Annotated in this window: 6 protein-coding genes; 2 read left to right on the top strand and 4 right to left on the bottom strand. The window is 56.7% G+C overall.

Features of this window, described 5'->3' with window-relative positions; genetic code table 11:
- On the top strand, nt 1-239 hold a 239-nt coding region (locus PH552_RS30580; RefSeq protein WP_285166528.1), incomplete at its 5' end, for a DDE-type integrase/transposase/recombinase.
- A gap of 153 nt (nt 240-392) precedes the next feature.
- On the opposite strand, the gene PH552_RS30575 is transcribed toward PH552_RS30580, so the two are convergent.
- The 4 genes from PH552_RS30575 to PH552_RS30560 form a co-directional block, all read right to left on the bottom strand.
- Entirely contained in the window at nt 393-8,531 is an 8,139-nt protein-coding gene (locus PH552_RS30575) for an RHS repeat domain-containing protein (RefSeq protein ID WP_285166526.1), read from the bottom strand.
- A gap of 462 nt (nt 8,532-8,993) precedes the next feature.
- On the bottom strand, nt 8,994-9,302 hold the full coding sequence (locus PH552_RS30570; RefSeq protein ID WP_162736993.1) for a hypothetical protein: 309 nt from the start codon (nt 9,300-9,302) through the stop codon (nt 8,994-8,996).
- Between the two features lie 250 nt (nt 9,303-9,552).
- Nucleotides 9,553-10,413 carry a patatin-like phospholipase family protein gene (locus PH552_RS30565; protein ID WP_113250226.1) on the bottom strand — a complete coding sequence of 287 codons (861 nt, stop codon included), beginning with the start codon at nt 10,411-10,413 and terminating at the stop codon, nt 9,553-9,555.
- Nucleotides 10,414-10,476: 63 nt separating this feature from the next.
- Nucleotides 10,477-10,869 (bottom strand): hypothetical protein, encoded by a 393-nt coding sequence (locus tag PH552_RS30560; RefSeq protein ID WP_162736992.1) that lies wholly within the window; start codon nt 10,867-10,869, stop codon nt 10,477-10,479.
- A 709-nt stretch (nt 10,870-11,578) separates the two neighbouring features.
- Between PH552_RS30560 and PH552_RS30555 the strand changes: the two genes are divergently transcribed.
- On the top strand, nt 11,579-12,760 hold the full coding sequence (locus tag PH552_RS30555; RefSeq protein ID WP_113250214.1) for a carbohydrate kinase family protein: 1,182 nt from the start codon (nt 11,579-11,581) through the stop codon (nt 12,758-12,760).
- The last annotated feature ends 1 nt before the right edge of the window (nt 12,761 follow it).

The raw sequence follows: 12,761 nt of genomic DNA, 5'->3' as shown, positions 1-12,761 counted from the left end.
TCGAGCATCGATCCCACAAGGGTCTCAACAACCGGGCGGAGAATTCCCATCAGCCAGTGCGACAGCGAGAGCGGATCATGAAGCGTTTCAAGTCACGGCGACAGTTGCAGCGCTTCGTCTCCATTCAAGATCCGATTGCCAACCTCTTCCACATCCCACGACACGACATTTCCGCCGGCCACCATCGCGAACTACGCGCCGTTGCCATGAACATGTGGGCGGAGATCGCTCGCATATAATCGGCAGGTCGAGCAGGGAGGCACCCCGTCGCCTAACCGACGTTAAGTTTACGGTGTCGTCCAGCGCAGGCCGACTGCTTTTCTCTCCAATTGTTGTCGCCCACGGGTGCGATCGCGGGAACCCATAAGCAGTCATTCGTGCATACCTTGAGCTTATGTCCAGGACCAGAAGCGAAATCGCAGGTGTGTCTCTGGGAGATTGTTGCTGTTTACGTTATAAAAGGCGCCCCCCTCGTGCAGGAGGTTCCGCCCGGCGTTCAACTGATTATTGCTGGTGCCGTAACCTATTTTCGCCGTCCAATAGCGTCCCCCTCGCATACCCGCGCCCAGACCGGGCTGGTGACTGTGGAAGCGTACCTCGAAATGCGTTTCGGGACCCGCTCCAACGGTTCGAGGTACATTGCTCGACCTGAATTTCAGACCGAACATGTTGTTAGACGTGAAGGTGTTCGGAGTTCCCCGCGGCGCAAGCGTCATCAGATCGCGCCAGGTGATGTAGGAGTTTGTCTGGACCGGCACTGGGGCAACCGGTGCTCTCGGATTTTTCAGCAGATTTCCGGCATTGAGAACACGATTGGCGTAAGCGTCTCCGTCGGCCGCAGCGTTGATGCGTGGTCCCCGTGCTCCGGGGAAATAAAAGGCCGACGTAAGGCCGCCGAGGATTGCTCCAGTGCCAGCTCCCGTCAGGGTCGCCCAGCCGACGTTCTTGAGCAGGTCAGTCCCTTTCTCGCCGCGGATCGCATTCTCGACTACTTGCCCCGTAGCGCCTGAAACCGCCCCCGAGATCGCGCCGCTCGCCGTGCCGATCGCAACACGGCCCGCCGTTGTCGCCGCGAAGGTGGCGACCCTGCCGCCGACTCGCGCCGCGGCACTCACCAATCCCGCGGTGGCACCGCCTCCCGTCGCCACTGCCGCGGCCCCCGTCACGAAGCCGACCGCAGCGCCGATGCCGACTTCCTTCCAAAACTCACCCCAATCCTTGATCTGCCAATCGTTTTGAGCTGCGTATGTAATTGCGCTCACCCCACCACCAATGATCGCGCCGACGATGGCGCCAATTGCAAGCGCGGCCAGGAATGCAAGCAGTCCGCTAGGGTCGCTTGCCTGAAACGGAATATTCGAGACATAAGGGTAAGGGCTGGATGTGGAACGCAACGGGTCGGGGGAGAGGAACCGTCGGGTTACAGGATCGTAGAGTCGCGCGTTGAGGTTATACAGTCCTGTTCGCGCATCATATTCCTGGCCGATGAACAGGAAGCGGACATTATCCGCCCAAGGGCCAATAGGTGTCTGCGACATGCTGCCAAAGGGATCATAGGCGTATCCAGCCAGGATGGTCCCGTCCTCCGCCAGGACGAGCCGCGTCGAATTCTGGCGGTCACGAATAATAAAGCCAGTCGAGAGATTCTCATCGATCACGGCGACGAAACCGAACGGTCCGGGGATGTATGTCATCGAGCCGCCATTTTCCTCCGCTTCCGCGAGGATATTGCCGCTCTCGTCATGCAAATAAGATGTTTTCGACGCGGGTTCGCCTGCCGTGGAAAGCCGCGTCAGCTCGATGCGCTCGTCGCCTTCGCCGTAGCCAATCTCAAAGCTCGAGCCATCCGCCATCACACCGGACGAGATCAAGCCGTTTACGAGATTGTACGAAAGGCTATCCAATGTACGGCCTGAGGCCGAGACAAGGTTGCCGCCCGCGCTATAGGTATAGATTTCCTCTTGGTCCGGCGTCGTCATGCCGACGAGCTGGTTGGTTCCATCCTTGATCGTGAAGCTGCGATCTATTCCACGATCGACGACCCAAAGCATGTTGTCGTTGGCATCGTACTTCATCGTCGCTTCAACGCCGCCGATCGAGCGAAGCGCACCGTCGGCGTTGACGACCGCGGAGATATTGCCAGCGGCATCGTAGGCGTTTTCCCAATCGTCAACGACAAGTCCGGCGGAGCGAGCGGCCGGGCCTGGCGAAAACACTGCCTTCGCGATCTGACCCTGATAGTACGTGGCGCCGTCCGCGCCTGGCGTTTCCCAATAGCTCAGTGCTTCGTTGAAGACTTCGCTGTGGGTTTCGATCAGCAAATCCAGCGAATTGTATTGGAACCGGCGCGTGACAGGTGCTGTTCCAGACGGGTTGAGAATTTCCTCCTGTGGCAAACCATCCGCCGTATAACGGTAGCGTGCCCACCGCACTGGGTCGGTCTCAGAACCGATCTTTGTTACACGTCCTTGGAGATCCCGCTGATAAAAGACCGACGTCGGCTGGCTCGCCGGATCGAAAGAAAGAGACGTGATCTGCCCGACGGCGTCGACTTCATAGTGTTGAACTCGAGCTCCTTGCACGTCCCTCTGCGTGATTTCGACGAGATTGCCGGCGTCGTCATAACTGTTCTGTTGGATCCATGAGCTGTTGGCTTCAAGTTGGCTGCGCCGAAATGCCACTGTCCGTCCGATGCCGTTGGCGGGATCGGTGACATCGCCTGCATCAAGGCAGTCCCAGACAAGCTTTGCCTCCCACTTTCCCTCCGTCGGCCAATCCGTGTTGGCGAGCGGCGCCAATACGGTCGGATCCCACGTGTGATCGATCGTTCCGGATTCAAAAATTCGCCCCAATGGATCATATCGGAGATAGACTATTCGATCGGTGCCACCGGCGCCCTTGCCCATCCCGTCGGCAATCAGCGTGAAGCGTGGTCGGCCGATCTTGTCGTAAATGACTTTGGTCTCTCCGCAATCCGACGAATAGGTTTGCAGGATATTGCCGAGCGGATCGGATTTTCGCCTCTGCGCGTAACTCTCGTTACCTGTAGAGAAGACCATAGGAGGCAGCATGGTCGTCAGTTGCCCACGTGCATCGAACGTGCGTGCGCTCAGTCGTTCAAATGAGCCATAGCGTGGCGGCGCAAGAAACCGTCGCCGCAATTCCGAAAAGCGGTCATCGGTGAAGGTACGGGTGCGCGCGCCGTCCGCATCGCGGATCTCGGTGCCGCAAAACAGTCCCGATGTCACCCCTAGTGCCATATCACCGGTAACGTTGGTAATCGTCGGTGTTTCAGTGAAGTGCTTCCCGCCAGGGTAGATCGCATGCACTTTGCCGGGACTGCCAATTGCGCGCTGGCGATCAATCGGGGCCATTTCGAGCAGCACGCGTTTGTAAGGATATCCCTCGTCATTCGAACGACCGTCTTTGCCGGAGTAGTAATCGGCGATGTCGCCGCTTATAACTCCCGTCGACCAATCAAATGAGGAGATGAGCTCTTTGCGAACGCCAGGCGCGCCGTCCTCATACCGAGCAGCCTTGGTCGTGATGACCGAGCGACCGAGCCGATCCTTCAAGGTCGCCGACGCTATCATCCCTTCTTCGTCGAAGATCTGACTCTGGAAGGGCATTGAGAGAGCATCCAGGAAGTCGAGAGCGATTTGAGGCTTTGGAAGCAATGTAAGACCGGAAATACTCAAGCCGACGGCTGCCGTCGTTTCCATGGAGAGTTGCCCGGCCGTGCCATCTACGGCTGCGCTGATCGTGGGCCTCCCGTCAACGAAGAGAGCGAGGGTCTTGCCATAGCGCGCGATTATCCACTCCGACGCCGCCAGTTCAGGTTGCGCAACGCGCGCCTTTTCTGTTCCTTGGGTGTCCAGAATACGCCACGCTCCCTTCGTCGGCGACCATTCAATTGTACCCACATCAGCGATGCGGACAGTGATGGCGTCGCGCCATCCTTGGCCCGGTGGCGTAATGCGCATCCGGCATGCGACACCTTCGTCGGCGAAGGTCCCCGTGGTGATTAACCGGACCGTGCCGGCCTCTATGACCGTAAGCTGATTGGACAGAACGGTCGCCGATTGGACCTGCCACGCATTTACGGGGCTGGGTGTCCAGTTGGCTCGCCACTTCTCGTCTGTGAAGCTTTCAAACGAGCCACCGGCAGGCGACTGGATATTGAGCGAGCAGTTTGGGGCCGCAGTATCGAAGCTTTCGTTTCCGCCTCGTTGACGCGAAAATCCACCGCTGGCGAGAGCGATAATCTTGCCGTCTGCGTTGGTGGAGGCGAGCGCATGATAGCCTTCGTCAAAATAGGATCGCGTCGTCGCGCCATTGTCGTCGATCTGCGACGTAACAAGTAGCGTGTCCACATCGTAGACCGTCGCGCTCGCGCCGCCTGGCAAGGGGAAGATCGTAATATCGTCGATAAACTCGCTCGTGGATGCGCCAGCGTTTACGATCTCGACAAGCATTTCCGTTGCGTCGAGGGGAACCGTCAAGGCTCGCTGAAGCCTGATCCAATTTCCGAAGGCGGGCTCAAAGGCGATATCGTAACGCTGTGTACTATCGCTGAAGGATATGGCAATACCGCCCCCTGGGATCGAATCTGCTTCGTTCCATATCCACAGGTTGAGAGCGATGCGGGCCATGCCTTCTCTAAGGGCAAATCGCGCCTTGATGCCGGGCGCCTGGGCCGCCGATGAGAGGCTTAACGACGCACGTCCGCTATGCGCTTTGTCCGTCGTGATGAGGTCACTGAGAAGCGAGCCGTTTGTCGTCGACCAGGGTGTTGACGCCTCATAGGTCTCAAAACCTATGTACGCGCATTCCGGTTGGCTCGTGAAGCCCTGTCGGGTCAGCCCGGTGCTGGCGTTTTGGAAATTCGCGATGGTACGCACATTGCGACTGTCGAGGATCTGGCAGGAGGGCACGCCAAGCGCATTATGCCATTGAAGCGCGATACCAGTCGGCGCGCGACTGACCACCTCGTTATTGCGAACCCATTCCGCATTTGCGTCGGGGTTCGAAAAATCAAAGGCCGGCGCCAGTGCGCCCGGTCCGTTCCAGGCATACTCGGCGAGGTTATCGAAGGGTGCGTTTGCGTGTTCCCACGCATTCGTCCATGTTGTGACGCTGGATGCGATGGTGGTCGTCTGCGTGACATTGGTCAGCCGTGTTTCCGCGACAGCACCAAGCTGCCGCGCGGCTTTCATGTCAATGTATTCCGCCAAGGTCCAGGCATACGTCAGCTGCGCCGTGATTGTCGAAAGCGTACCATCCCCCTCACGGTTTACGGTTGACTGTGTAACCATCGAACCTGTTTGCGGATCGTAGGACTGTTCCTTGCGGCGGCCAAGTTCGCTTGTGAGCTCGATCAGACCGGACGGAGTAAATCTAGCTGCAAATTGACGATCATCCGAGTTGATGAACCAGGAGACGCTCTGAACCACCGGGGCGACCGTCGCATCTGGGCGCAGGGGTAGACCCGCTGCCTCGAACTCATCGAAGACGGATAGAGGGATCAAGCCGTCGTCGAACGATGCGCCGGCTTCGACGTCCACGGTGAAGATCTGCAAAAGACCGTCGATCGTGGTGGTCGCTCGAATGACAGGCATGGCGGCTGGAAGAAGAAGGTCCACTTTGGAGGCGGCACCATGCTCCAGGCGCAAACCTTGCCATTCGATCTTTCTTTGGAAAAGCCGCAGGTCTTCGACTGTGTAGACGCTCGTATCATATTCCCGGCCGGCGACGAGAGAGTGGAATGCGTCCAGTTCCGGATCGTCTGCGATCGGTAACCCGTTGTAGTAGTGTGTTTCTATTCTTCCTCCCGTGGCAAAGCCGGCGGAGTCGATCAGACGCTCTTGAACCGTTGGATACTGAACCACCTGACCTGTTGGATCGAACAATGCCGACACAGTGTCATAATCATAATCCGATCTCGTTGTTTGGAAGCCATCATCGACTGCAAGTGAGCCAATGACGTCGTCGGTCTGTGCATCTGACAAGCTGTTGTTCAGAATTCGATGAAGTACCAGCGAGGCTGGCGCCACCGGATTGGAACCTTTCGGAAAGGTCACGAAGGCGCGCTGGCTTGCGCAAGCTGGGGCAGTGAACCAAGCGACGTCGCCTCCAAATACCTGCCCATCGAAATAGGCGATGTCGACCTTTCGGGCGTCACCCAGCAACAGCACCACAACCCGCTTGGCCCCGGCGGCAAGCGTTTCCGTGTAGGCGATATAGGAGCCGCGATTGACTAATGATTGAGGATCGCCCGAGATTGAAAGGTCAGCGATTGGGCTCCAACTTTCATCTGCCTGTCGCCGATAGACTTTCGTGCCACAGGTCATGATGTTGCCTGCAAGCGTGGGCCTATAAAGGATGGCATTGGCCTCCACCAGTTGCTCCGACACCCAGCTTCCGGTGGTCGGAGCATATCGGATCATCGCTACGGCTGGTGATCCAACAGGAAGCGTTCGAACCGCAAAGTCATCGCCGATGACATAAGACGCGTTGGGGTCGTCGGTGAACGTAAAGGGCCTCCAGGCGCCTGCGTCGTAGCGGAATACGCGCGGACCGTTGATCACGATTGTTTCCGAGACATAGGTGTGCGCCGTCTCGGCTGGGGCGCCGTAGGTTCCAGCGAACTTGCCTTCTGCATTCCATTTCAAAAGCAGCAGTTGACCGCCGGCAGCATCGACGTAGGTCACCGCTCCAAAATTAGGCCCACAATTCAGCAAACTGCCGACGTAATTTTCGTTCCATTGGACCCCATTTCTGCTGATCGGCGTTCCCGTCAGCGACCAGGATCTGTCAATGCCTCGTGAATAGAGGGAAATCGAGAGACTGCCAGCATTGGAAATCGCGCCAACGAGAACGCGAATTCCATCTGTCCCGACGATGACGTTCGGCGCGGCGAGCGTGAAGAGGGTATCACTCCAGGATTGAGTTGTGGGTTCATAGCTGAAAATCTGAAACCGACCCTGACCCACAAGGGACAGCGCAAAGAAGTCCTCTCCGCCGACGAGGCTCGCCCGAACCGAAGTGACTTTCGTCGTCAGCGAAATGGTTCGCTTCTCCATATGCCAGACGTTTTGCTGGTACGGATCACGTCTAAACAGCAGCAAATACGCATTATTGCCCGCCGCCCCGGAAAGCGGCGGCAGGAACAAGGCGATCATCGTTGAGGTCTGGGCGTAAACGATGCCTTCGGCGTCAAACGCGCCGGTGATCGGCGACGGCGGCGACCATGGCTTGCTCCATGCGCCTCCGAAGCTGTAGATCTGGATCGCCGCCGATCCGCTCGTGCTATTGAGCCAGGTTACCGCCAGAAAGGCTTCCGAGGGCAACAGGTAGGGCCGGGCACCCTTCGAGCCGGCGGGAGGCTCAATTGTCAGCGACTTGTTGAAGAGCGGATTGCTTTCGGCGTTCAACGAGATCGTTTTATACGAATAAGCCGTGTTCGAGCCAGCGGGCGTCAGTGTAGCGCTCAGCGCTCCGGGGGCAGGTGCGCCAGCATCCACATTGTAGGAAAATTTCGTAGCCGGCTCTTTCGCGATCCCGTTCAGCGAAGACTCGACTGACGTCATAAGACGTTTGGTGTACTTGTTCTCAGCCGGATCGACCAGATTGCAAAAGTCGTAGCCAAAGGAAACGACGCGAATGGCCGTCCTGGATTGCCAGTTGCTGTACTCGATGACCCGATCGAGATATTTGGTTTCATATCGATCCTGGTAGGCGGTGTTCGGTTCGCCCTCATAGAGATGAGGGCATTGCCACTCGAAACCCTCCTTGTCCAAGTAAGACAGCTCGACGCCCTGGCCGAGATCGTCCGTGACTGTCGCAAGATAGGTGGCTCGAGTATAGGAAAGGTTCGTCCCGACGAGGAGAGTGTCGACCTGGTAGACATAAGACAATCCAACACCCCAAGCGTTCTCCACGCGCGCCAGGTTCCAGGCGACGACATAGGAGATCCCATTTGGTGCCGTGCTGGCTCCGATCCATCCGTCCCAGGCGAGACCGAATTCGCAATTTCCCTCGGTCGCATGTCCACCATAAATGCGCCGGCTGCCGTCCGGCAGTCGCACTGTCCAGCTCTCTACCGCCGGGTCGTAGATAAACTGCCAAAGCGGCAGGCTGTCTGTTGCGAAGATGTATGTGTCGAGCTGGCTGGCAAGCAAAGCAAGCGTGAAGAGGGTGCCGTTGTTTTCAATCGCGTAAGTCCCGCTGTCGATGCCAAGCGATCGCTTCCCCATTACGACGATGCGCTCTCGGGGCAGCGACCAGCCGAGCCCCAGGATTGACGTCGGTGCTTGGGCATTATCACGTTTAGCTGTTCGGAATATGTTGCTGGCGCATGCCGCCATCAGCTTGATCGATATGTCATTCAATCCGGGCATGTCCGAAATGGCGAGTGGAACCATGATATCGCCACGAAACTTGTTGACGGTACCGGCGCCAGCTCCGCCGATTTGGCCGTCGAGTGCTTCTGGCTGAAAAGGGGCTGTGGAGTTGACGGGATTCCTGGACATGGGAATTGCTTACCTTTCAGGATGATCTAAGTGAACATGGCCGTGCGAGAGGCACGGCGACTGCCACGCGAAGGTTTCAGATCATAATCATAAGCGGTACAAAAATACGCGCATAGCATGTAATTTCTCTACGATGATATCGTAGAGCTTAAAGATATTGAGGCGCATTGAGTGATCGCCTCTCCGCGCAGTTTTGCTCGCACGTGCACCGGAGAGGGTCCGTTGCCGGGAGAGTGCCCGGCTACGGTTCCCGATCCGCACGCAATGAAGCCTTTGGACAAGATCCGCCGGCTTAACTTCATGTTCGATTGGTTTCAGGTATGCGCAGATAAAAAGGACAGTTTGCCCGCACTTTGACTGCCGGCTAGGCGTCAAAACAGGTGCGTAAAAATATGCCTGTCACTTTTTGTATCCTAGGAACGCGTGTAATTTTCACGAGCTATGGCTTGGGCCAATGCTCAATCAGCTTGTTTTTGCGGCAGTAACCTCACCAATCCCGGAGGCGATGAAGGTAAAATCCCGATTTTTCGCGTCGCCGTGGCTATCTCCTACCTTGACGTAAAGATCGGTGGTGCTGAGCGAAATAATCACAGCGTTGTCACGCGTGTCGCCATCGTAAATTTCAGTTGCCGACGCACCATTGATCTGGCTGAAAGCGGGTCGAAACGAAATCATGAAGTGGCCTTCGCTCGGTCTGCTGACACTAAAGCCGCTGCCGTATTTTACGCTCCCATCTGAGTTGATTGTGCCTGCTATTATGCGATCGACCATGATTGTCTCCCAAATGAGCAAATTCACATTTCCTTATATAAAATATCGCCGCAGGAATTGCAATTCTTGGTTTTATAAATATCTCTATTTGAAAGCGTGCCAAACTTCATTGTTAATTGAGTGTTAGCGAGTGCACCATTTCCGCCGCTTCCGGACTGGCTGCCGCCATGATCCGTCTCGCCACCGGGTTCCGCATAGCTGCGGAGCGAGCCGTCGGTTGTTCTGCCAGACTGATAAACTCGGTGAAAGATTATTGAGAATGCCAAAAGTTGGCGACGCGATCTGCAATCTCCGTTGCTTGTGTTATCGCCCGCTTCAATACTTCGGGACGTCGACCGAAGTCCATCGTATTCAGTCCGATCGATTCGAGGCACGTCTCATCCGGATTGATGACCAAAACGTTCGTACCTAACGCGGTGAGTTGTTCAGCCTGAGTCGTCAAGCGAGATATCATTCGCTGTCCGACGGGACCGGGTGGATTGAAGCTGAGAACTAGGATGACGTCGAACTGACCAACGAGATCGACGTTGGCGGCAGACCGCATGCCGCCATCCATGTAGTGCCTTCCAGCAATGAAAACAGGTGGATGGAGACCTGGCAGGCAACAACTTGCGGCTACGCCGGTTCCGATTTTGGCCCCGCAGTCGTGACGCAACACCCGAGCTTTCCCGTCGGCGGTGTCGACCACGACAACTCCCATTTTTTCTGGCCAAGCGTCGAGACCGATAATCGAACTCATCCGTTCAATATATGCTCTCGGGCTGTCCGCAGTCGACGCAGCCAAGGCATATGCCCCAACTTCGATACGGCCACTATCCCCGGACTGTGATTTTGCGAAGAGTGCTGGCAGATTGGCAATCGCCTCCGGTGGATTTGAAAATCCAGCGCTCAAGCCTGGAGCATTCTCGGCTTCTGCCATTATCGCTTTTGCCATCATTTGAGGGTCACCGCCCGACGCGATCTGAGCGCCGACTATTGCTCCAGCAGATGTTCCGAGAATGAAATCGGCATCCGACAAAGCAAGCCCTGAATGTGCCAACCCGCTGAGAACACCGCATTCCCAGGCAACAGCGAGTGGACCGCCGCCACTTAGCACCAATGCTTTCGACATAATCCACCTTCGAATTGACAAGAGCGCTGGACAAAACCTGGGCTCAGGCGAAAATTGCTACCGTCATGCAAATCCAACGAGTAAGAAGAACCAAACGAATGCGACAGACATTCCAGCAACAATTCGCCAGACGCTTGTCTGCTTGGAGCGGTAAATTGCAGCGATCAATACTGCGGTGAGACCGAAGACACAGCTGCCCACATGAAGCTCTGCGGCTCTTTCTCCGCAGGGAAGGCAGCCATCTTGGCCCATAACATAGTAGGGGTTCTCCAAGTAGAAGATGGTTGCTTTGTATGCCCACCAACTGAGAAAGATCGCGAACGCCGATGAGCAAATCTTTACCCGATTGCCGAGAACGCAGATAATCCAAGCCAAAGCGCCGACCATGTCGAAAAAGTAGAGATCGCCGTTTCCGTCCGGACGAAGGAGAGGGTGGTCGCCGTCGCTATAGGCCACTTCGTAGCCCCTGTTTAATGAGTAGAGCCCCACGGCAATGACGGCACCTGAAAGGACGAGACGAAGCGCCTTCTCAAACCAGCTGTCGCGAGAGATAAGCCGAGCTGCTGGGACAAAATTATCGACCGGTTTCTAAAATACTCATCCATTCTCATCTCTCGAAGCTGGGCGCTGCGGCAACTTGACGAATCGGCAGCAACAAAACAATCTCCGTCATGGAGTGACCTTCGACAAACCTCCCAAGGCCTTCCCCAACATGGCCTTTCACGGAGGCAAAGGGACTTTTGTCTCGCGCTCGCTTCGAAGTGGCTGAATTTTCGGCAGAAGGTCCGATTTCACATGAAGGCGCAAGTTCTGATCCCTTCAAGAGCTACAAACGGGGTTAGCTTGTTATATCCTCTACCCCATGCAGCTCAAGCGGTCTGGGCAGCCGAAGGATCGATAGCCGAACACTAGGGGCATTCTGGGGCGCGGTCGATTAGGAACAACAGCGGCCGATAGCCTTGCTAACAACTCAATGGCCCATCCATAGCCTTGCCACTACAATTGAAATGATTTCAATGACAGCAAACATTGGAAAGCGGTTTCTATATTCGCAACATGCGGGACCATATCTCCCGTTCTGCCGCCGTTGCTAGTATTTTTTTCTTTTGACGACCTAATGCGCCACTTGTACCGTTGAAACGCTTCAATGGAGAAGTAGCTGCGTATGCGGAACGGTCGCCCTACAATTAGTGACGTTGCTCGTGCCGCGGGTGTATCTGTTGGCACCGTCTCGAATTTTCTGAATGGCAACGTTCCGGTTCGACCCGAAACGGGTGAGAAGATCCAGCAAGCAATTCAAAAGCTAGCTTACAGACCGAGTCTTTTTGCGAGGGCGTTGCCTCTTCGTGTTGCCGAGAGGATGGAGTCAACGCGCTCATTGCCAAGGCTTTTGGTCGTCGGACACATATGTGTAGATTACCTATGCCGGGTACCCGTTCTACCGCATCGCGACGATCGGGTGGCCGCTCGCCATATCGAGAAGGCTCTCGGCGGTCCGGCTGCCAATCTTGCGGTGGCCGCGGCCGGTGTCGGCGACGAATATTCCCTGCAAGTCGATCTCGCGACCGCTGTCGGCGACGATGGTGACAGCGAATGGGCATTAGCCGAACTCATGACGCGCGGCGTCAACGTGTTGCCGATCCGCCGGCCGATCAACAACCGATTGCCGCGCGCGATCGTCATCATCGAGGGCAATGGTAGCCGCACGATCATTCACGAAACTTTCGAGCTCAGCGAAATCGATCTGACCGCCAACATGGATGTCGAGACGCCCGAGGTTGCCTCCTGCCTTCATATCGAAGGATTCCACTACGAGCGCATGATCCCTTCGATCCAGCGTTTCCGCGACGCCGGTTGGCGCGTCAGCCTCCACACGGCCGGGCTGCCGGATGGGTCCCGCACGCCGGAGGCATTCGCGAACCTCGTGGGGCGCATCGACCTGACCTTCGTCAACGACGAGACGCTGCGCGAAATCTTCAATATCCGCACGCCGCTCGCCTCGATGATCGAAGAAGCTCGCCGCATCTTTTCGCGCATCAAGCCACGTGGCGACATCGTCCTGACGCTCGGCGAATTCGGCGCCGTCGTGTTTCGCAAGGGCAGTGGGACGCAAATCGAAGTGCCCGCGCTGCCGGTCGACCGCGTCGATGCGACCGGCGCCGGCGACGCCTTCGCCGGTGTGTTCCTGAGCCTCTGGCTGCACGGCGCTTCGCTGGAAGAGGCGGCGCGGCATGCGGCCATCGGCGCCAGCCTGACGACGACTGCCGAAGGTGCACAGGGGCACACGGCCAATGCCGCTCAATTGAAGGAATTGCTGTCCGCCGTCGAAGTACGCCGGGCGATCTAAA

Source organism: Rhizobium aureum (genome assembly GCF_030182495.1).
In the GTDB taxonomy this organism is placed as follows: domain Bacteria; phylum Pseudomonadota; class Alphaproteobacteria; order Rhizobiales; family Rhizobiaceae; genus Rhizobium; species Rhizobium tropici_C.
Note: the sequence above shows the minus strand (reverse complement) of the source record. Positions and strands in the feature narration are given on the sequence as shown.